This is a genomic window from Pacificispira spongiicola, from assembly GCF_012926505.1.
Classification (GTDB): domain Bacteria; phylum Pseudomonadota; class Alphaproteobacteria; order UBA8366; family Aestuariispiraceae; genus Pacificispira; species Pacificispira spongiicola.
Genome location: NZ_JABBNT010000003.1, coordinates 168468 through 188598 on the forward strand (window position 1 = coordinate 168468; position 20131 = coordinate 188598).

A 20131-nucleotide genomic window follows, 5' to 3' on the forward strand; every position below is an offset into this window, starting at 1 on the left:
CGCGCTATCCTGCCATGCCATTTCGTTCGGCGTCGGTCGGGAGAGAGAGATGAATGCCGGTCCCGCAAGTCTGAGCCTGCGCAGCTATCGCGGCGCGGTTCAGGCGCACAGCCACGATTATCATCAATTCGTCCTGCCCCTGCATGGACGTCTGGAAATGGAATCCCGTGGATATGGCGGCTACGTCGATGCGCGGACGGCGGCCTTCGTCCCGGCCGGGGACATCCACGTCTTCGAGGGACGCGGGGTGGAAACCCGCTGCGTCGTCCTCGATATCCCGCAACGGCGTCTGGGCGCGTTGGATATGAAAGCGGAAGACGGCCCCTCGCCCTTCTTCCAAGTCGATCGGGCGCTGCATCATCTGCTGTCCTTCGTCGATACGCGCGGCACCGGCGACATCGCGCTACCGGGGCTCATCCTATCGACGGCATTGGACGCTCTGGCGCCGAACGCGGCAGCCCAGCCGTCCCGATTGCGGGCGGCGCTGTCCTTCATGGTCGCGCGCTACGATCAACCGTTGACGGTCGCCGATATCGCCGCCGCCGCGGCGACCAGCCCCAGCCGCCTGTTCGCCCTGTTCAGGGAATGGACGGGAATAAGCCCGCTGGCTTATCTGACCCGTCTGCGCCTGGACCGTGCCAAGCTGGCCTTGCGCCATGGGTCCGTCCCCATCGCGCAAATCGCCCTCACCCACGGATTCGGCGACCAAACCGCCTTCACCCGTGCCTTCCGCCGCGAGGTCGGGGAGACGCCGGGCGCCTATCGTCGGCGCTGCCGACTCGACGGATTGGGTCGGTAAAACAGGAGTTAGGGTCAAGACAGGCGCGGTCGTCATCGCCAAAATGACCGCGTTTCAGACCTTCCGGACAAATTCGACCATGACCGAATTCCGCGCGACCCTGATCGGGTCCACCGCCGTCTTGATGTGGGGCGCCCTGGCCCTGTTCACGACCTGGACCGGCGGGATCCCGCCGTTCCAACTGGTCGCCATGACCTTTTCCATCGCCTTCCTGCTGATGCTGGGGAAATGGGTCCTGTACCGGGAATCGCCGCTGTCCCACCTGCGCCATCCGTTGAAGGTCTGGGTATTCGGCGTGGCGGGATTGTTCGGCTATCACGCCTTCTACTTCCTGGCGCTGAAGACGGCGCCGGCGGTAGAGGCCAGCCTGATCGCCTATCTGTGGCCCCTGCTGATCGTCGTGTTTTCGGCCCTGTTGCCGGGATCGGAACGATTGGGGCCGCATCACCTGATCGGCGCGGTCATGGGTTTCGTCGGCTGCGCCCTGCTGGTGACGAAGGGCGGCAGCATCTCCCTTCAACCCGAATATACCATCGGCTATCTGGCGGCGACGGCCTGCGCGCTGACTTGGTCGAGCTATTCCGTCGGATCGCGTTTTTTCGGGTCCGTGCCGACGGATGCGGTGGGCTGGTTCTGCGCGGCAACGGCCCTGGGCGGCGCCGTCTGTCATCTGGCCTTCGAAGACTGGGTGCAGCCCGCGACGACAGGCGAATGGCTGGGTATCCTGTTGCTCGGGATCGGACCAGTGGGTGCGGCCTTCTTCACCTGGGATATCGGCATGAAGCGGGGAAACCTGCGCCTGTTGGGTGTGTTCAGCTATATGGCGCCGCTGATTTCCGCCCTGTTGCTGGTCGCGACGGGTCAAGCAGAGGCCGATTGGCCGCTTGCCGCCGCCTGCGCGCTCATCACCGGCGGGGCGCTGGTTGCGGCCATTCGTCAGATCGGGCTTCCAAAACGGGCATAAATTCGCTAGGCGAGAACGGTTCGCAACACGAATCGGAGCCTCACCATGTCCGCATCCACACCGGAAACCACCTGCCGCCACCTGTTGCGCACCGCCGATAAGGCGGTCCTGTCCACGATCCTGGCGGAAACGGGGGAACCCTATGGGTCCCTGGTCCTGATCGCGGCGACGATGCGGGGTGAGGTGTTGATGCTGTTGAGCGACCTTGCCGATCACACGAAGAACCTGAAGGCGGACAATCGCGCGTCCATCCTGGTGGACGGCACGGCCGGTCTGGACGATCCCCTGACCGGCGCGCGGGCCAGCCTGCACGGCACGGTGGAGCGGGTGGACGATCCGGCGTTGATCGACCGATATGTCCGGCGGCATCCGTCGGCGGCACTGTATCGCGGGTTCAAGGATTTCAATCTGTACCGCCTGACGCCGGAAAAGGCGCATCTGGTGGCCGGGTTTGGGCGCATTCATTGGGCGAAGGGCGACGGGCTGCTCTATGTCGGGGACACGGACGCCCTTGCCGCGGCGGAAGCCGGAATCATCGATCACATGAACGACGATCACCTGGACGCGATCCAGCTCTATGCGCATCGGCTGTTGGGGCTGGACGGGCCGGGTTGGCGTATGACGGGGGTCGATCCCGAAGGCTGCGACCTGCGCCGGGGTGGCGCCGTCGCCCGCCTTGCCTTCGATACGCCGATGGCGACATCCGACGCGGTCCGCGCGGAATTGGTGCGGCTGGTGAAGAAGGCCCGAAATCCGGCACCGTAAGACCCGTTCCGACTCGCCATCCCGGATCGTGCTTAGTATAACAACGCCGACGTCGGTGGGCATCCGCACGGATGAATGAGGGCCACCGTCTTCGACGCGAAACAAACCATGTCCCGAACCCCGCCGTGTCAACCGGACGATGCGGTCTTTTCGGAGACGGGACGCACAATGGAGGAAATCTTGGGCACGGAAAAACTCTCTACCAGAAGCGCCTTCGGGCTGGGCACACACGGCATCGTCAATTCGGGACCGCAATATTGGAACCTGGGCGCGGAAGCGCTGTACGAAGCGACCGTGCGCCAGGGCCTGGGCGTGGTAACGAAGGGCGGGGCCCTGGCCTGCGAAACCGGGAAATATACCGGTCGCTCGCCGAACGATAAGTTCATTCTGGAAGAGCCGAACACCAAGGATTCCATCTGGTGGGGCAAGGTGAACAAGCCGGTCGATCAGGATCGCTTCGACCGACTGCATGCCATGACCGCCGTCTATCTTCAGAACCGCGATCTCTACGTCCAGGACCTCTATGCCGGGGCGGACCCCGCCCACCGCATCAAGGTGCGCGTCGTTTCCGAAAGCCCGTGGCACGCACTATTCGCGCGCAACATGTTCATCCGCCCGTCGGTGGAAGACCTGGCCGATTTCGTGCCGGACGCGACCATTCTGCACGCGCCGTATATGAACGCCGTGCCGGAACGCGACGGCACCAATTCCGAATGCTTCGTCTTCTGCGACCTGAACCAGCGTCTGGTGCTGATCGGCGGGACGCAATATGCGGGCGAAATCAAAAAATCCGTCTTCTCGCTGATGAACTACATCCTGCCGGAAAAGGGCGTTCTGCCGATGCATTGTTCCGCCAATATCGGCGCGAACGGCGACGTCGCGGTGTTCTTCGGCCTCAGCGGCACCGGCAAGACGACGCTGTCCGCCGACGGATCGCGCACGCTGATCGGCGATGACGAACATGGCTGGTCGGACAACGGCGTCTTCAATTTCGAGGGCGGCTGCTATGCCAAGGTCATCAACCTGAGCCAGGAAGCCGAACCGGAAATCTTTGCCACCACGCGGCGTTTCGGCACGATCCTGGAAAACGTGGTCTACGACCCCTATACCCGCGAGGTCGACCTGTTCGACGGGTCGCTGGCGGAAAACACCCGCGCCTCCTATCCGATCGACTTTATCCCGAATGTGGAGCCGACCGGCATGGGCGGCCTGCCGCAGAATATCGTCATGCTGACCGCCGACGCCTTCGGCGTTCTGCCGCCGATTTCGGAACTGACCCCGGAACAGGCGATGTACCACTTCCTCAGCGGCTACACGGCCCGCGTCGCCGGAACGGAACGCGGCGTCACCGAACCACAGGCGACCTTCTCCACCTGCTTCGGCGCGCCCTTCATGCCGCGTCACCCGACCGTTTACGCCAAGATGCTGGGCGAAAAGATGGCCAAGACCGGCGCGCGCTGCTGGCTGGTCAATACCGGCTGGTCCGGCGGTCAATACGGCGTCGGCAAGCGCATGTCGATCCAGTATACCCGCGCCATGCTGCGCGCCGCGATCGAAGGCAAGCTGGCCTCCATCGGCCGGGTCCAGGACCCGAATTTCGGCCTGCTGATCCCGGAAAACTGCCCGGATGTCCCGAGCGACGTGCTGCAGCCGAAAACCACCTGGAGCGACGGCAGCGCCTACGACGCCACCGCGCACAATCTGCGCGGCCTGTTCCAGAGCAACTTCAAACAGTTCGAATCCGAGGTGTCGGACGACATCAAACAGGCCGGCATCTACGCCGCCTGATCCGTCGTCATCGGAATCAGATCAGCCCCGTCGGTCGCAGGATCGGCGGGGTTTTTCTTTGGCTATATTGTGCCTCCCATACCCATTAGTATGATTGTGTGCTAGTTTAAGTAGTTAAAAAATGTTCGTTTTTTATACGTTGAGGTTCGTGCTCAAAATCGGACGAGGGTGATATGCATTTTAGACTGACCTATGCGGGCCAATTGTTGGCCAGCAGAAACGACAAAACACAATCAAAACGGTCATTGCATAAGCACGACATTAGGAAGTCATTTCATAAGCAACTAAAGTGTTTATGGAGCGAACATCCGGTTCTTTCGCGCGGACATACTTCCGCTCCTGTTATCGGTTCCACCTCTATGAAGAGCGAAATTGATTCTCTGGGGTTTAGGTGGAAGCCGATCGTGACAGAGAAAAACGGTTTGATATGTGCGCTCGATATACTGCTGCTTCGGCACGGAGCACCCGGTCGAACAATTCAAGACATTGATAATCGCGTGAAAACGATTTTTGACGCGCTTTGCATGCCACGTTCTCCAGAAGCACTTGGAGCGGCGTTGCCGGAAGGCCCCCGCACTCCAGACGCCGACGAATCTCCATTCTACGTGTTGTTGGAAGACGACAGTTTAATTACGCATCTATCCGTTACTTCAGATATTCTTCTAGAACCTGTTGAAGGAGTTCCAGCGGATCAATCCGCTCGGTTGGTAATTAGCGTAACCGTTCGCCCGTACAATGTAACACAGGATAACCTCGACTTTTCGTAGGCGAAACGCGCTTCCCCCTATTCCTTGACGTCCAGCTTTTCCAGATTGCGACGGGCGAGTTCGGCGGCGGGGCGGCCGTCATGCATTTCGATCAGGTGCAGCCAATCCTTGCGGGCCCCGGCGAGATCGCCCTTCAAGCGCAGCAAAATGCCGCGTTCCAACAGGGCCTCCGGTTGGTCCGGGTCGATGGACAAGGCCCTATTCGCGTCTTCCAGCGCCAGGCCTTCCGCCTCCACGAAGCGATAGGCGCTGGCCCGCAGGGCGAAGGCCGCCGGGTCCGTTGGGTCCAGCTCGATCGACCGGTTCAGATCGTCGATGGCTTCCCAGAAATGCGATTGCTGCGACAGGACCATGGCCCTGTCGACCAGGATCGCCGGAGAATCCGGATAGATGTCCAGGGCCGCCGTCTGCGCCGCCCGCGCCCGGTCCAAATCGCCCGCATCCATCCAGGCTATCCCGGCATGGGCCATGACGTCGGCGACAATTTCAGCGGGGGTCGTATCGGGCATGGCCTTGGCCAATTCCTCGAATCGCGCAGCAGCCTCCGCCGGTTGGCCCAGCATCATGAGCGCCACGGCCTCGCAATGCCGCGCGGGAACACCGCCGCCCAAATCCTGCCAGCTCAACGCCCGTTCGAAGGCCGCGCCGGGATCGATGCGGGCCAGACGCATGCAATCGTGATATTCCGTTTCCTGCGCCGACTCCACGGTTTGCGCCCGGACGGAAGTCCCGGTCGCCATCAGCAGCGGCAGACACAACAGGAAGGCTAACGGTTGAAGACGGCTGTTCATGGCCCTAAGGTCTTCCGCGCACGCCCCCGGCGCAAGTTTAATTTTCAAGGCTTTTTCATGGCGTTCACGGCCCCGCATGTACCGCATATCTTCGTGTTCGGACTGGGTTACAGCGCGCATGCGCTGGCGCGCCATTTGCGCCAATCGGGAACCCTGATTTCCGCCACCTGCCGTACGCGGGAAAAGCAGCGCCGGTTGCGCGATGCGGGGATCGACGCGCATATCTTCGACCGCAGTAATGCGCTGGACACGGACGGGCGCCGCGCGCTGGAACAGGCAACGCATTTACTGAGTTCCGTCCCGCCGGACGAAGACGGCGACCCTGTGATCGACCTCCATGGCGGCGATATTCGGAACGCCGCGCCGTTCGACTGGATCGGCTATCTGTCGACCACGGGCGTCTATGGCAATCGCGACGGGGCGACGGTGGACGAAACCGCCGACCTGACACCCAGCGGATCGCGTGGACGCCGCCGGTTGCTGGCGGAACAGGCCTGGTTCTCGCTGGGGGAGGCCGGGCCGGTCCAAACCTTCCGCCTTGCCGGAATTTACGGGCCCGGCCGCAACGCGCTGGAAACCGTCCGGTCGGGCCGCGCCAAGCGCGTGGTGAAGCCGGGACAGGTCTTCAGTCGCATTCATGTCGACGATATTCGACAGATCCTGCTGGCCTCCATGGCGAAACCGGAGAATGGGGCGGCCTATAATTGTTGCGACGACGACCCGGCCCCGCCGCAGGAGGTCATCGCCTATGCCTGTGAATTGATGGGCGTGGAACCACCGCCGGAAATCCCCTTCGAAGAGGCGGAATTGTCGCCGATGGCGCGCAGTTTCTACGCCGACAACAAACGTGTCAGCAACGACCGAATCAAGCGGGAGCTTGGCGTGGATTTGCTGTGGCCCAGCTATCGTTCGGCGCTAAAGACCCTGCACGATCTCAGCGATCGCGCGTCCTAACCGCGCCAGATCGGCATCCGTCGACAGGCGATGGTCGCCGCCGTCTACAATCTCCAAATCGACCGACGACGCATCGATATGGGCCGCAACGCGTTCCGCATGGGCCATCGGCACGACCTCGTCCGCCGTGCCGTGCAGAATACGCACGGGCCCGGCGACGGAAAGTTTCGGCCCGTCCAGTATCGCATGTGTGGCGCTTTCCTCTATCAGGCGGCGAGTGATCGGATAGGCATCGTCGTCGAATTCCGACGGGCGGTACCAGACCCCGTCGCGGTCCAGCGCCGCCCGTGCCTCTGGCGGCAGGGCGGGCAGCATCAGCGTCTGCGTGAAATCCGGGGCCGGTGCGATCAGGACCAGCCCCTTGACCCGTGCGGCGCGGTCGCGGGCCAGCATCATCGCCATCCACGCGCCCATGGACGACCCGACGACAATTTGCGACCCCTCGCAGACACGGTCGAAGACAAGTTTCGCATCCTCGTACCAATCGCCGATCGTGCCGTTTGCGAAATCACCGTCGCTCAACCCATGTCCGCGATAGTCGAATCGGGTAAAGGCCATACCGTGGTCGGGGCAGAAGCGAGACAGGAATTCCGCCTTGCCGCCGTCCATATTGGAATGGAACCCGCCGCAGAACAGGATGCCCGGCGGCTCGGCCCTTGCCGAAACGCCGGACATGCTTGTATTCGCGGAACAATGCCGGTATGCGACCCTTCCGGGACCGGAATCGCCCGGCAAGGTCTGTTCCAAGTAGCGGATCGGCTGTGACATGGCGTATCGTCCGGATATCGGTAAACAGGGTTGGTGACTAGCATGAGCGCGACGGAGGATCAAAGCACGGGCGGAGGGCCGGAAGGCCTGGGCACCGTGCTACAGGTTCTGCCCGCCCTTGAAACCGGTGGCGTCGAGCGGACCGCAGTCGATATCGCCATCGCGCTCAAGGATGCCGGATATCATCCGCTGGTCGCATCGTCCGGCGGCCGCATGGTGCGCGAACTGGCGCGCGCCGATATCGAACATATCGACCTGCCCCTGGCCAGCAAGAACTGGCTGACCATGCGTCGCAATGCCGACCGGTTGGAAGCGATCATCCGTGATCGAAACGTCGATATCGTCCATGCCCGCAGCCGTGCCCCGGCCTGGAGCGCCTATTGGGCGGCGCAGCGCACGGGCACACGGTTCGTCACCACGTTCCACGGCACCTACAACTTCACCAACCCGCTGAAGAAGTTTTACAATTCGGTCATGGTCCGGGCCGACCGCGTGATCGCGAACAGCGAATTCATCCGCCGTCACATTCAGGCCAACTATCGCGTGGACGGCACGAAGCTGCGCGTGATCCATCGCGGCATCGATATCGACCTTTATTCGGGGGAGGCCGTGTCGGCGGAACGCCTGATCCGCCTGTCCGAACGCTGGCGTCTGCCGGACGGCGTGCCCGTTGTCATGCTGCCGGGCCGACTGACCCGTTGGAAGGGTCAATTGCTGTTGGTGAAGGCGCTTGCCGAAATGCAGACGCGGCCCGTCCGATGCCTGTTGGTCGGCGATGCGCAGGGCCGTACGGCGTTCGAACAGGAAGTCCTGGCGCTTGCCCGGAAACTGAAGGTCGATCACGCGGTGCATGTCGTGGGTGCCTGCGACGACATGCCGGCGGCGCTGAAATTGTCCGACGTCGTGGTGTCCGCGTCGACCGATCCGGAAGCCTTCGGACGGGTCGCGGTGGAAGGCCAGGCCATGGGGCGGCTGGTCGTCGCCCCGGCCCATGGCGGGGCACCGGAACAGATCATGGACCGGGAAACCGGCTTCCTGTTCCGGCCCGGCGACGCTTACGACCTCGCCAACAAGCTGGACATCGCGCTGAACCTGAGCCCCGAGCAGCGCCAGCGTATCGGCGCCGCGGCGGTCGCCAACGCGCAGGCGCATTTCACCAAGACCGGCATGGCCAAGGCGACGCTGGACGTTTACGAGGAACTGCTGCGCGCGCCTGCCCGCGCCCCGGCGGCCAGCGCGGCCTGATCCGGTATGACCACGGCGGAAGAACAGGACCGGCTACTGGTCATCAAGCTGGGTGCGCTGGGCGATTTCGTTCAGGCGATGGGCCCGTTTCAGGCCATCCGCAAGGCCCATCCGACCGCCGATATCACCCTGCTGACGACCAAGCCCTTGGCGGAACTGGCGGAGCGATCCGGCTGGTTCGACCATGTCTGGATCGACGAGCGTCCGCGCAGCCTGTCCGGCTATTGGGCCTTGCGGCGGCGGTTGCTGTCCGGCCGGTTCCGCATGATCTTCGACCTTCAGACATCCGACCGATCCAGCAATTACTGGCGCATGTTGTGGCCCCACCGACCGCTTCTGTCCGGCATCGCGGCGGGCGCGTCCCATCCGCACGACAATCCGGACCGCGACACGATGCACACGCGGGACCGGCAGCGAGACCAGTTGTTCCGTGCAGGCATTCCGTCAGTTCCGCCGCCGGACGTCTCCTGGATGACGGCCGACCTGTCGCATCTGTCCCTGCCGGACCGATTCGGCCTGATCGTACCCGGCGGTGCGCCGCATCGGCCGGAAAAAAGATGGCCGGCCGACCGCTTTGGCGCGCTTGCGCGTCACTGGGTGGCGAACGGCCTGACGCCGGTGCTGATCGGAACGACGGCGGATGTGGATTGGACCGCCGCCATCGCCGAATCCTGCCCCCAGGCCCTGAACCTGACCGGACGGACAAGCCTGTTTGAACTGGCCGGTCTTGCCCGGCAGGCGGAAATCGCGGTCGGCAACGATACCGGCCCGATGCATCTGGCCGCCGTCACCGGATGCCGATGTCTGGTCCTGTATTCCCACGCGTCCGACCCGGCGCTGTGCGCGCAGAAGGGGCCGCGGGTCGATATCCTGCGCGTCCCGGTCCTGTCGGACCTGTCCGTCGATACTGTGACCGAACGGCTAGAAACCGGCGCGTAATTCCTTTGCCCCCCTTGTCAGTGCGGAAAAGCAGGCGTAGAACGCCCGCACGAGCGAAACGAGCGGTATCGACTGGCCGCCCTTGGTAAGGGCGAGGCGATATCGGACCCTCGCAGACAGGTTGTGGAGGCGGTCTTTCAAAACGACCGAGATATCCGCGATCCGGAAGCGGTGCCCCGTTTGGTAGACGGGACCTGGAAGGAGAAACGAGCCATGGTGGCAATTACACTTCCCGACGGAACGGTTAAATCTTACGACGGCCCGGTCACGGCGCTGCAGGTCGCCGAGGAAATCGGCCCCGGCCTTGCGAAAGCGGCTGTCCTGGCGCGCGTCGACGGCGCGGAATGGGATCTGACCCGTCCGATCGAGCAGGACGCGCAACTGGCGCTGATCCGTCGTCAGGACGAAGAGGCCCTGGAACTGATCCGCCATGACGCGGCGCATGTTCTGGCGATGGCCGTGCAGGAACTGTTCCCCGGTACGCAGATTACCTTCGGCCCGGCGACGGAAGACGGCTTCTATTACGATTTCCATCGCGAGATTCCGTTTTCGACGGAAGATTTCGAAGCGATCGAACAGCGCATGCGCGACATTGTCGACCGCGACATTCCCATCGTTCGCGAGGTCTGGGAACGCGCCGACGTGGCCGAGCTGTTCGCGGAGAAGGGCGAGAATTTCAAGGCCGAATGGGTCTGGGAACTGCCCGAAGGCGACGAGATCACGATGTACCGTCAGGGTGACTGGATCGACCTGTGCCGTGGCCCGCATCTGCCGTCCACGGGCCGTCTGGGCAAGGCGTTCAAGCTGATGCGGCTGGCGGGCGCCTATTGGCGCGGCGATGCCAACAACCCGCAGCTTCAGCGCATTTACGGCACGGCATGGCGTGACGAAAAGGAGCTGAAGGCGCATCTGACGCGGATTGAGGAAGCGGAAAAGCGCGACCACCGCAAGCTGGGCCGGGAACTGGACCTGTTCCATCTGCAAGAGGAAGCGCGCGGCTCCATCTTCTGGCACCCGAAAGGCTGGGCCGTTTATCGGGCCTGCGAACGCTATATGCGCGACCGGCTGGAAAAGGCCGGTTATGTCGAGGTGAAAACGCCGCAACTGGTCGACCGCACCCTGTGGGAAAAGTCCGGTCACTGGGACAAGTTCCGGGAGCACATGTTCATCGCCGAGGTCGACGAAGTCGATACGGGCGCGGACGGGCAGTCCCAGAACCGGCGCATGCTGGCGCTGAAGCCGATGAACTGTCCGGGGCATGTGCAAATCTTCAAGCAGGGCATCAAATCCTATCGCGACCTGCCGATCCGCATGGGCGAGTTCGGGTCCTGCCATCGCTATGAACCGTCGGGCGCCCTGCACGGGATCATGCGCGTGCGCGCCTTCACCCAGGACGATGCGCATATCTTCTGCACCGAAGACCAGATCGAATCCGAGACGAAGGAATTCATCGACCTCTTGTCGTCGATCTATCGTGATTTCGGGTTCGAGGAATTCACCATCAAATTCTCCGACCGGCCGGACCTGCGCGCCGGGACGGACGAAACCTGGGATAAAGCGGAAGACGCCCTGAAGCGCGCGACGGAAGCGGCGGGCGCAACCTTCACCCTGAATCCCGGCGAGGGCGCTTTCTATGGCCCGAAGCTGGAATTCGTGCTGCGCGACGCCATCGGCCGCGATTGGCAATGCGGGACGTTGCAGGTTGATTTCGTCCTGCCGGAACGCCTGGACGCGACCTATATGGCGGAAGACGGCAACCGCTACCGTCCGGTCATGCTGCATCGGGCGATCCTGGGGTCTTTCGAACGCTTCATCGGGATTCTGATCGAACAATATTCGGGCAAGTTCCCGATGTGGCTGGCCCCGGTTCAGGCGACGGTCGCGACGATCACGAACGATGCCGACGGGTATGCCGGCGAGGTTCTGGCGAAGCTGAAGGCGGCTGGACTTCGGGCGGAATCCGACACGCGGAACGAAAAGATCAACCTGAAGGTTCGCGAATTGTCGTTGCAGAAGGTTCCGACGGTCTTGGTCGTCGGCAAGCGCGAACAGGAAGAAGGAACGGTGGCCCTGCGTCGTTTGGGCGGTAAGGATCAGGAAATTCTTGCGCTTGACGATGCTATTGCTATCCTAAAGGAAGAGGCGCGCATGCCAGCCGGTACGCCCTGACGCTTCGATCCCCGGTCTTTCCGATGGGATTGGAGCCGAGGTCGTGTTCAGGGCTTGCGTGCCTTGTTGTGGATGCGCGACCCGTCTGAATATTTTGGGCTGAATTTTTCAGACCGAATATCGGGTCGGATCGCACATCGTCTTCCAGCGGATTTATATGCGTGATGCCTGGACGGGCATCGCGATTTGTCGAAACGATTACGACCGAAAGAGGTCGAGGAGGCTCCTATACGCAGACCCCATTACGCTCCCCCCCCGTCGAAGGAGGGACCCCGCGTCAACGAAGAGATCACCGCGCGGGAAGTGCGCTGCATCGGTGCAGAAGGCGAAAACATCGGCGTCATCACGACCGCCGAGGGACTGAGACTCGCGGCGGAAGTCGGCCTGGATCTCGTCGAGATTTCGCCGAACGCCGAACCGCCCGTCTGCAAGATTCTGGATTTCGGCAAGTTCAAGTACGAGGCTCAAAAACGCAAAAACGAGGCTCGGAAAAAGCAGAAGACCATTGAGGTCAAGGAAATCAAATTCCGCCCGAATATCGAGCAGCACGATTATGAAGTCAAAATGCGCTCGCTGAACAAGTTCATCGACGAAGGCGACAAGGTGAAAGTCACCCTGCGCTTCCGGGGCCGCGAAATGGCGCACCAGGAACTCGGCCTTGAAGTGTTGAAACGGGTTCAGGAAGAAATGGACGAGAAAGCGAAGGTCGAACAGCGCCCGAACATGGAAGGCCGACAAATGGTCATGGTTCTGGCGCCACGCTGATCCGTCTGTTGCGGTTATCGAACAAGCGGTCGCGAAGAAATTCGCGGCCGTTTTTCTTATCAACTTAGCGCTCTACAATCCGTCGGGGTGCAGTGTATTCTCGCCGCATCGGTTTCAAATGCAGGACTGCCCGTGCTTCTCAATTCTCCGCAAATCCCTTCCAATCAGGCCTATGCGTTCGCGGAGGACAGCCGCCTGCGGCTTTTGTTCGACCAATGGCAGGCGGTTCGCGGCAATCGGCAAATTCCGGATCGTCGGGATTTCGATCCTCTGGACATGGTGCCGATCCTTCCGATGCTCTGGCTGTGCGACTATCACGCAAAGGAGGATGTGTTCCGTTTCAGACTGGCAGGCGACCGTGTTCGGGAAATGCATGGGCGACCCGTCAATGGGGTGCCGATTACCGATCTTGTGGATGATGAAGCGCATAAGCGAACCTTGCACGCTATCCTAATGCGGGTGATTGACGGCCCCCTGATTCTGTTCACCGACGGGTACCTGTATCATTGTCAGAACCGCTACGTTCGCGGGCGCCGGTTGATCCTGCCGATGACGAGCGGCGACGGTATGGGACTGATCGGGGTGACATCGGTCGACGACAGCCCGGCGGAGATCGACCCGCACCTGATGAACGCCCCTATAATCAGGGAATTGCCGTTGCCATGAAGGATGCTAGGCCACCATTTGTCGGCGCGGGGTTCGACGATCCCCGGTTTATCCTGTTGTATTCCCATTGGAACAACATACGACCGCCGGGGAGCGTCCCGTCCCGGCGTGCCATTGATCCCATTGAGATTTTTCGACTGTTACCGATAATCTGGCTTTGTGATTATTGTGAGTCAAAAGACACATTTCGATTTCGTCTCGCCGGAGAGGAAATCTGTGCGCCATATCAAAGAAACATTAAAGGAATGACGCTGGACCAAATGTTCGACGGTGATCGTTTCGTCTACGCCAATACACAATTGAAAAAAACCGCCTTGGATCCGTGCATCAACCTGGTTTCCGGGTTCAAGGTGTGGAATGTCGATCGGTATAATGACGGCATGCGTTTGATTCTACCGCTTCTTACCGACGGAATCCCGGGTATCGTGGCTATTACGATCGCGATTCCATCGGTAACGCCGGAGGAGACGGATTTCGACGAAACCATGCTGACCGCCCACGCTTTTCCGATCCCGGCTTGATTTGTCTCCGTCAGGCCGACCGGCACTTGGTTCCGCCGTACCCGGTCAGCTCCATTTCGGGTTGAACGACACCGGACGGGGATAGCGCGACGCGATGTCGTGCTTCGTCAGGTCCATATGGCTGCGTGAATATTCTTCCGTCGCGTCGCGTTTGATCTGCCAGTCCCAGCCGGTATGCGCCCCGATCTTCAAGGCACCGGACAGGATTCGACGGCGGTTCTGACTGTCCAGCACCTTCGCGTAGATGTCGTCCGTGTTCCAATGAGCCTGCGCGGTGGCGCGGAAATCCGCCATCCGGTCGGCCTGTACCGCGTCGCCCGCCAGATTGTGCAATTCGTCCGGGTCGGCGGCCAGGTCGAACAATTGTTCCGGGTCGTTCGGGCAGCAGGTGTATTTCCAGCTTCCCTTGCGCAGCATCAGCATCGGCTGACCGGTACCTTCGGCGGTGTATTCGACGCGGGTTTCGTTCCGATCGCCCAGTGACAACAGGCTGGTTCCGTCCAACGGATCGACCGGTTCCGGCACCGGACGGCCGGTCGCCGCCGCAGCGATTTCCAGCAGGGTCGGGGTCACGTCGACCTGACTGACCGGGCGCGATTCGACCGTTCCGGCGTTTTCCATACCCGGCACGGAGACGATCAGCGGCACCCGGCAGGACCATTCGAAAAAGCTCATTTTGTACCAAAGGCCGCGTTCGCCCAGCATGTCGCCGTGATCGGACACGAAGACGATCGCGGTTTCGTCGGCGATACCGCATTCCTCCAGCGTCTGCTGCAACCGACCCAGCCAATCGTCGACATAGGTCACATTGGCCATATAGGCCCGGCGGGCCCGCGCGATGTCTTCGTCGTCGATATCGACCGCATCCAGCGCAATGACCTTTTCCAGGCGCAGGCTGTGCGGGTCGTTGTCCTCCCGGGCCGGGCGCGGCACGCGCGGCATTGGGATATCCACGCCGTCATACATGTCCCAATAGGATTTCCGCGCGGCGTAGGGGTCGTGCGGGTGAATGAAGCTGGACACGATGCAGAAGGGACGGTCGTCTTCCGCCCGGACCGCGTCATAGATTGCGCGGATCGACGCGGCGCCGACTTCGTCGTCATAGGCCAATTGGTTCGTGATCGCGGCCGGGCCAGCCTGCACCACGGACGACATGTTATGGTACCACAGGTCGATGCGGTCGTCCGGCGCCCGCCATTCCGGAACCCAGCCGAAATCCGCCGGATAGACGTCGGTCGTGTAACGCTCTTCGAAACCGTGCAATTGGTCCGGTCCGACGAAATGCATCTTCCCGGCCAGACCGGTGCGATACCCCATCAGGCGCAGATAATGGGCGAAAGTCGGCACTGTCGACGGCAGGTAGGCCGCGTTGTCCCATCCACCGATCCGCGAAATGTACTGGCCGGTCATAAAAGCATAGCGGCCGGGCGTGCAGAGAGGTGAGTTACAATAGGCGGCGTCGAACCGAATGCCGTTCCGCGCCAGCCTGTCCAGGTTCGGCGTCTTGACCGCGTGGTTTCCGTAACAGCCGACCATGAACGGTGTCAGTTGGTCCGCCATAACGATCAGAATGTTTTTTACGGCCATGGTGCGTCCCCTCCCAGTGAATTGCGCCCTATACTGTGCATCAGTCGTAAGGTCCCTCGCGTCGGCACGATATCGAAATCGCGACTGCGAATTGCGAAAAGTCGCATGTCAATTTCCCTTGCATCTGTATTGCGAATGATTATCATTATCGTATGTCGATGCAAACTTACGGACGCCCTTCATGGTAAATCGTTTCGCCGGGCCCTGTCCGATGGACGGCCTTCCCCACATTGTCGATGTTGATGCCCTGCGTTTTTCGGAACGGATGGTTCTTTGGACGCTCAGACTGTGGCAGCAGAGCCTATTTACCGGCGGGGAAGCCAGAACGATCCTGGTAGAGGCCTATGCCCGGCTGGGTGTGGACGGGGCTGTCGCGGCCATCGACGGGAGCCTGTGGCCGCACCGGGTCGGCGCCGTGCGCGATATCCGTTTCGAAGCACCGAACCGCGGACGTCTGAATGCGGACGAAATCCGCATGCTCCATCTTCTGGCCCTGTATCAGAAGGGCATGCTGGCCGCCGCGCGACCGATCCATGATGCAACCCTGACGCCGACGGCGGCGCGATCGGTGCAGTCGCCGCTGACCGCTTGGAGCACCTTGCTGGAAGAGGCAGGCCTTATCTTGCCGTTGCGCGATTGGGTCCTGCCGGAACTGACCCCGGCGCCGACGCGCGATGCCGCGCCTCTTAGGGCCGCGACCCTGCACTGACCCGATCCTCGTCCCGACCGGGCGCGTATCTGGCTGGCAGGCGCAGCGTGAATGTGGCTCCCGTTCCAGGCGCGCCCGCCACCGTAATCGTGCCGCCCATCGCTTCCGTCAGGCGCTTCACGATGGTCAGGCCCAAACCGGCGCCCCCGAAAGCCCGCCTCGCGGATTGGTCTGCCTGACGGAACGGCTCGAACAAGGTATCGATCTGATTCGGGTCGAGCCCCAACCCGGTATCGGCGACGGTACAGACAAGCCAATCCGGCCCATCGGAAACGATTCTGAGGTCCGCGGTCCCGTTTTCCGTGAATTTGACGGCATTCCCGACCAGATGGGACAGGATTTGCTCCAACCGTTTTGGATCGAACAGAACGGGACGGGCGCATTCGGGATCGACGGACATGCTCAACCTGACATTCCGGTTTTCGGCCGCCGCCGCATGGCGCTTCAGGACGGCATCCGCCAATTCCGTCAACGATACCGGCACCGGGGTCAGTCGCATCCGGCCCGTATCCAGGGCGCTGAAATCCAAAATATCGTCAACGATGCCTTTCAACTGATCGCAGGACGTCTTGATCACGTCGACGAAGCCGCGACGCCGATCGTCCAACTCGCTGCGGGACAGAAGCTCCGCCATCCCTGCAATGCCATGAATGGGCGTGCGGAGTTCGTGACTCATGGTGGACAGGAATTGGGATTTCGCCACATTTGCCGCCTCGGCTTCCGTCCGGCTTTCCTCCAAGCGGGATAGTGCGTCTCGCACCATTGTCACGACAGGAAATAGAATTCTTAGCGCGATGGCGATCACCGCGACGACGGTCCCGGACCATATGATCAACTGCATATGCTGAAGCGAGGCAACGGCGGTTTCCGCCTTTTTCTGATAAAGCCGAACCGCGACATCCAGGTCATAAAGCAGCGGCTGCCGGGCGGCGGCGATGACCCGATCGATATCCGGGCTGTTTGTGTTCTCGCCTTCCTGCAGGATCGACAGGCGCGCGGCATTTCGTTCCGCCGCCGCCAGAAAGGTCCAGACACGGTGATCCAGATCGACCGTGCCGAAATAGTGTTCGCGCAGCGGTCCGGTCGGCGGATCAATCCCCAGATCCGGATTGCCTATCGTCAGGTCCGTATGCGATTGCCGCATCAGATCGATGGCCGACCGCAGAACCGCAAGGACGGGTTCCGCCTTCCGACCGCCGCTTTCCGACACGATCTTGACGGCTTCCTGCGTCAGCCCCGCGATGCGCTGGCTCAACATTCGCTGTCGGCCGCTCATATTGATTTCCAGGGCCGCGCCGTTCTGGGCATGCGTCACGATATGGCCGACGGCGTAGTCGATACTGATCAGGGCGACAATAATGATCAGGGCGAGAATGATCCGACGTTTCAGACCGGATGCTACGGTGTCCGGAGCAGGCGCGGACTCAATGGAGGCCGCGGCGGGATCGTCCGTCGTGACTTCCCCACCCTCTCGGGCGGTCCGCGGCTTTAGATCGTCTTCCCCCGTCATGGATCCTTACAGCGAGCTGCCCCCTGCTCGTTTCGGACCGGTTCTTCAGGATCCTCCCCGCTCGCACCGACAGCCGTTCGGATACGCGCCGCCCCACCTGCCCGGCGACCCGTCGTGGATCGCAGCAATCTTGCAAAGCGTCATTTCGGCGACTAGAACCGCCCCATAGAACCTTGGGGCGTATCATGCCGCCCAATTCCAGCGAGCGCGAGGGAATCATGTCGAAGTCCGTCAAAAAAGTCGTTCTGGCCTATTCCGGGGGCCTGGATACCTCCGTCATCCTGCGCTGGCTTCAGGATCAGTATGGCTGCGAAGTCGTAACCTTCACCGCCGATCTGGGTCAGGGCGAAGAGCTGGAGCCCGCCCGCAAGAAGGCGGAAATGATGGGCATCAAGCAGATCTATATCGACGATCTGCGGGAAGAATTCGTGCGCGACTACGTCTTCCCGATGTTCCGGGCCAATGCGCTGTACGAAGGAACCTATCTGCTCGGCACCTCGATCGCCCGGCCGCTGATCGCCAAGCGCCAGATCGAAATCGCACTGGAAACCGGCGCGGACGCCGTCGCCCACGGCGCGACCGGCAAGGGCAACGACCAGGTTCGTTTCGAACTCAGCTACTACGCGCTGAAGCCCGACATCAAGATCATCGCCCCATGGCGCGAGTGGGATCTGACGTCGCGCACGAAGCTGATCGAATACGCCGAAAAGCACCAGATTCCGGTGCCGAAGGACAAGCGCGGCGAAGCGCCCTTCTCTCAGGACGCCAATCTGCTGCATATCTCGTCGGAAGGGAAAATTCTGGAAGACCCGGCGGTTCCGGCCGATCTGGACCTGATCCTCAGCCGCATGGTCACGCCGGAAAGCGCGCCGGACAAGGCGGAGGAAATCGCCATTGATTTCGAACGCGGCAACCCGGTCGCCGTCAACGGCGAGAAATTGTCCCCGGCGGCGCTGCTGACCAAGCTGAACGAGTTGGGCGGCAAGCACGGCGTCGGCTGCATCGACATTGTGGAAAACCGCTTCATCGGCATGAAGTCGCGCGGCGTCTACGAAACGCCCGGCGGCACGATCCTGTTCGCCATGCGCCGCGCGGTGGAAAGCCTGACGCTCGACCGGGGCGCCATGCACCTGAAGGACGAGTTGATGCCACGCTATGCGGAGCTGATCTACAACGGCTTCTGGTTCTCGCCGGAACGCGAAATGCTGCAGGCCGCCATCGACCATGCCAGCGAAGCCGTTACCGGCCGCGTCACCGCGAAACTGTATAAGGGCAATGTCATCGTCACGGGCCGCAGCGCGCCGAAGAGCCTCTACGACGCCGATATCGTGACCTTCGAGGAAGACAGCGTCTACGACCAGCGCGACGCCGAAGGCTTCATCAAGCTGAACGCCCTGCGCCTGCGTCTGCGGGGCCGCCTGTTGGGTCGGTAAGCCCGCCGTTAGTTGATGTAGGGAAGAGCCTCGGATCGTATCGGTCCGGGGCTTTTTCTTAGATCATGAAGTCGAATTGATTTTGGTTGTGGCTTTCGATGCCGGCGCGCTGGGCGGCGACACAGAGGTCCTCGATGGTCGTCTGGTCGAGGCGCTGCATCGCGTATTCCTCGATTTCCTGCCAGATCGGGCGCAGCACGGTGTGACCCAATTCGGACCCGGCGGGGTCGGTCAATGGATCGCGCCCGCCTTCCATTTCCGCGACGACATTGGCGATTTCCGCAATGGTGATGCGGCGGCGTTCCTTTGCCAGCCGGTAACCGCCGCGCGGGCCGCGCACACCGCGCAGGATATTGGCATGGACCAGTTGCTGCAGCACCTGTTCCAGATAGCGGCGCGGAATCCCTTGGCGGTCGGCGATTTCCTTCGACTGAACCGGCAGGTCGGCCGCGTGATAGGCGATGTCCAGCACCGCCTCGATCGCGAACATCAGTTTCTTGGTAAGCCGCATAGGTCCCCCAGTTTCTATTTCGTGCCGGTCGATCCGAAGCCGCCTTCCCCCCGGGCGGTATCGTCCAGATCGGCCGTTTCGTGCCACGCGACATGCAGGACCGGCGCGACCACCATCTGTGCGATGCGCATGCCGCGTTCCACCGTGAAATCCCGGTCGCCGTGATTGATCAGAATAACGCCCACCTCGCCGCGATAGTCGCTGTCGACCGTGCCCGGGCTGTTCAGCACCGTCACCCCGTTCTTGGCCGCCAGACCGGATCGCGGGCGGACCTGCGCCTCATATCCCGGCGGCAGGGCGATCTTCAGGCCCGTCGGGACAATCGCCCGCCCGCCCGGCGCCAAGACCACATCTTCCGTCACCGCCGCCAGCAGATCGCACCCCGCCGCCTGCTCGCTCCCATATGTAGGCAGCGACAAGCCTTCCGCATGGGGTAGGCGGGTCACTCGTACGGGGATCGTATCGATCATCGGCGTTTTC

Annotated in this window: 20 protein-coding genes; 14 read left to right on the forward strand and 6 right to left on the reverse strand. The window is 61.8% G+C overall.

Translation table 11 applies throughout. The annotated features are described in order from the left end of the window. Positions 1-49: 49 nt before the first annotated feature. The 5 genes from HH303_RS10250 to HH303_RS10270 all read left to right on the forward strand — a co-directional run bounded on the left by HH303_RS10250 (position 50) and on the right by HH303_RS10270 (position 5083). On the forward strand, positions 50-799 hold the full coding sequence (locus HH303_RS10250) for a helix-turn-helix transcriptional regulator (RefSeq protein ID WP_169625247.1): 750 nt from the start codon (positions 50-52) through the stop codon (positions 797-799). A gap of 79 nt (positions 800-878) precedes the next feature. After that, positions 879-1763: an aromatic amino acid exporter YddG gene (yddG, locus tag HH303_RS10255; protein ID WP_169625248.1), complete on the forward strand. Its 885-nt coding sequence runs from the start codon at positions 879-881 to the stop codon at positions 1761-1763. 45 nt (positions 1764-1808) lie between these two features. Continuing rightward, positions 1809-2528: a HugZ family pyridoxamine 5'-phosphate oxidase gene (locus tag HH303_RS10260; protein WP_169625249.1), complete on the forward strand. Its 720-nt coding sequence runs from the start codon at positions 1809-1811 to the stop codon at positions 2526-2528. Positions 2529-2696: 168 nt separating this feature from the next. Beyond that, positions 2697-4316, forward strand: a complete 1620-nt coding sequence (locus tag HH303_RS10265; protein WP_169625250.1) for a phosphoenolpyruvate carboxykinase — start codon at positions 2697-2699, stop codon at positions 4314-4316. Positions 4317-4489: 173 nt separating this feature from the next. Then, positions 4490-5083, forward strand: a complete 594-nt coding sequence (locus HH303_RS10270) for a hypothetical protein (protein ID WP_169625251.1) — start codon at positions 4490-4492, stop codon at positions 5081-5083. A gap of 17 nt (positions 5084-5100) precedes the next feature. Here HH303_RS10270 and HH303_RS10275 read toward each other — a convergent pair whose 3' ends face one another. Further along, on the reverse strand, positions 5101-5874 hold the full coding sequence (locus HH303_RS10275) for a tetratricopeptide repeat protein (protein WP_169625252.1): 774 nt from the start codon (positions 5872-5874) through the stop codon (positions 5101-5103). A 57-nt stretch (positions 5875-5931) separates the two neighbouring features. Here HH303_RS10275 and HH303_RS10280 point away from each other — a divergent pair, with 57 nt between their 5' ends. Next, positions 5932-6828 carry an SDR family oxidoreductase gene (locus HH303_RS10280; protein ID WP_169625253.1) on the forward strand — a complete coding sequence of 299 codons (897 nt, stop codon included), beginning with the start codon at positions 5932-5934 and terminating at the stop codon, positions 6826-6828. On the opposite strand, the gene HH303_RS10285 is transcribed toward HH303_RS10280, so the two are convergent. Then, positions 6790-7503: an alpha/beta hydrolase gene (locus tag HH303_RS10285; protein ID WP_227421710.1), complete on the reverse strand. Its 714-nt coding sequence runs from the start codon at positions 7501-7503 to the stop codon at positions 6790-6792. The genes HH303_RS10280 and HH303_RS10285 overlap by 39 nt on opposite strands. Before the next feature lie 135 nt (positions 7504-7638). Between HH303_RS10285 and HH303_RS10290 the strand changes: the two genes are divergently transcribed. The 6 genes from HH303_RS10290 to HH303_RS10315 all read left to right on the forward strand — a co-directional run bounded on the left by HH303_RS10290 (position 7639) and on the right by HH303_RS10315 (position 13901). Continuing rightward, complete coding sequence (locus tag HH303_RS10290) at positions 7639-8841, forward strand: glycosyltransferase family 4 protein (RefSeq protein ID WP_169625255.1); 1203 nt, start codon at positions 7639-7641, stop codon at positions 8839-8841. 6 nt (positions 8842-8847) lie between these two features. Next, a complete protein-coding gene (locus HH303_RS10295; protein ID WP_169625256.1) occupies positions 8848-9780 on the forward strand; it encodes a glycosyltransferase family 9 protein in 933 nt (310 codons plus the stop codon). Between the two features lie 213 nt (positions 9781-9993). Beyond that, positions 9994-11949 (forward strand): threonine--tRNA ligase, encoded by a 1956-nt coding sequence (gene thrS / locus HH303_RS10300; protein ID WP_169625257.1) that lies wholly within the window; start codon positions 9994-9996, stop codon positions 11947-11949. Positions 11950-12177: 228 nt separating this feature from the next. Then, positions 12178-12714 (forward strand): translation initiation factor IF-3, encoded by a 537-nt coding sequence (infC, locus tag HH303_RS10305; protein ID WP_169625772.1) that lies wholly within the window; start codon positions 12178-12180, stop codon positions 12712-12714. 132 nt (positions 12715-12846) lie between these two features. Then, on the forward strand, positions 12847-13380 hold the full coding sequence (locus HH303_RS10310; RefSeq protein ID WP_169625258.1) for a PAS domain-containing protein: 534 nt from the start codon (positions 12847-12849) through the stop codon (positions 13378-13380). Further along, a complete protein-coding gene (locus tag HH303_RS10315; protein WP_169625259.1) occupies positions 13377-13901 on the forward strand; it encodes a PAS domain-containing protein in 525 nt (174 codons plus the stop codon). Before HH303_RS10310 ends, HH303_RS10315 begins: the two co-directional genes overlap by 4 nt. 45 nt (positions 13902-13946) lie before the next feature. Here the strand turns inward: HH303_RS10315 and betC are convergent, their stop codons facing one another. Continuing rightward, on the reverse strand, positions 13947-15488 hold the full coding sequence (betC, locus tag HH303_RS10320) for a choline-sulfatase (protein ID WP_169625260.1): 1542 nt from the start codon (positions 15486-15488) through the stop codon (positions 13947-13949). 181 nt (positions 15489-15669) lie between these two features. Between betC and HH303_RS10325 the strand changes: the two genes are divergently transcribed. Continuing rightward, positions 15670-16197 (forward strand): hypothetical protein, encoded by a 528-nt coding sequence (locus HH303_RS10325; protein ID WP_169625261.1) that lies wholly within the window; start codon positions 15670-15672, stop codon positions 16195-16197. Here HH303_RS10325 and HH303_RS10330 read toward each other — a convergent pair. Further along, positions 16175-17707 (reverse strand): ATP-binding protein, encoded by a 1533-nt coding sequence (locus tag HH303_RS10330; RefSeq protein WP_169625262.1) that lies wholly within the window; start codon positions 17705-17707, stop codon positions 16175-16177. The genes HH303_RS10325 and HH303_RS10330 overlap by 23 nt on opposite strands. A 218-nt stretch (positions 17708-17925) precedes the next feature. Here HH303_RS10330 and HH303_RS10335 point away from each other — a divergent pair, with 218 nt between their 5' ends. Next, positions 17926-19140, forward strand: coding sequence for an argininosuccinate synthase (locus HH303_RS10335; protein WP_169625263.1), 1215 nt, complete (start codon positions 17926-17928; stop codon positions 19138-19140). 58 nt (positions 19141-19198) lie between these two features. Here the strand turns inward: HH303_RS10335 and HH303_RS10340 are convergent, their stop codons facing one another. After that, on the reverse strand, positions 19199-19651 hold the full coding sequence (locus HH303_RS10340) for an RrF2 family transcriptional regulator (protein ID WP_169625264.1): 453 nt from the start codon (positions 19649-19651) through the stop codon (positions 19199-19201). 14 nt (positions 19652-19665) lie between these two features. Continuing rightward, complete coding sequence (dut, locus tag HH303_RS10345; protein WP_169625265.1) at positions 19666-20121, reverse strand: dUTP diphosphatase; 456 nt, start codon at positions 20119-20121, stop codon at positions 19666-19668. Positions 20122-20131: the final 10 nt, after the last annotated feature.

Coding starts and splice junctions, on each gene's coding strand:
- HH303_RS10330 (WP_169625262.1), bottom strand. CDS start 17,707: ATGACGGGGGAAGACGATCTAAAGCCGCGGACCGCCCGAGAGGGTGGG.
- dut (WP_169625265.1), bottom strand. CDS start 20,121: ATGATCGATACGATCCCCGTACGAGTGACCCGCCTACCCCATGCGGAA.
- HH303_RS10325 (WP_169625261.1), top strand. CDS start 15,670: ATGGTAAATCGTTTCGCCGGGCCCTGTCCGATGGACGGCCTTCCCCAC.
- HH303_RS10295 (WP_169625256.1), top strand. CDS start 8,848: ATGACCACGGCGGAAGAACAGGACCGGCTACTGGTCATCAAGCTGGGT.
- HH303_RS10260 (WP_169625249.1), top strand. CDS start 1,809: ATGTCCGCATCCACACCGGAAACCACCTGCCGCCACCTGTTGCGCACC.
- HH303_RS10335 (WP_169625263.1), top strand. CDS start 17,926: ATGTCGAAGTCCGTCAAAAAAGTCGTTCTGGCCTATTCCGGGGGCCTG.
- HH303_RS10250 (WP_169625247.1), top strand. CDS start 50: ATGAATGCCGGTCCCGCAAGTCTGAGCCTGCGCAGCTATCGCGGCGCG.
- thrS (WP_169625257.1), top strand. CDS start 9,994: ATGGTGGCAATTACACTTCCCGACGGAACGGTTAAATCTTACGACGGC.
- HH303_RS10340 (WP_169625264.1), bottom strand. CDS start 19,651: ATGCGGCTTACCAAGAAACTGATGTTCGCGATCGAGGCGGTGCTGGAC.
- HH303_RS10280 (WP_169625253.1), top strand. CDS start 5,932: ATGGCGTTCACGGCCCCGCATGTACCGCATATCTTCGTGTTCGGACTG.
- HH303_RS10265 (WP_169625250.1), top strand. CDS start 2,697: ATGGAGGAAATCTTGGGCACGGAAAAACTCTCTACCAGAAGCGCCTTC.
- HH303_RS10290 (WP_169625255.1), top strand. CDS start 7,639: ATGAGCGCGACGGAGGATCAAAGCACGGGCGGAGGGCCGGAAGGCCTG.
- HH303_RS10275 (WP_169625252.1), bottom strand. CDS start 5,874: ATGAACAGCCGTCTTCAACCGTTAGCCTTCCTGTTGTGTCTGCCGCTG.
- HH303_RS10270 (WP_169625251.1), top strand. CDS start 4,490: ATGCATTTTAGACTGACCTATGCGGGCCAATTGTTGGCCAGCAGAAAC.
- HH303_RS10315 (WP_169625259.1), top strand. CDS start 13,377: ATGAAGGATGCTAGGCCACCATTTGTCGGCGCGGGGTTCGACGATCCC.
- betC (WP_169625260.1), bottom strand. CDS start 15,488: ATGGCCGTAAAAAACATTCTGATCGTTATGGCGGACCAACTGACACCG.
- yddG (WP_169625248.1), top strand. CDS start 879: ATGACCGAATTCCGCGCGACCCTGATCGGGTCCACCGCCGTCTTGATG.
- HH303_RS10285 (WP_227421710.1), bottom strand. CDS start 7,503: ATGTCCGGCGTTTCGGCAAGGGCCGAGCCGCCGGGCATCCTGTTCTGC.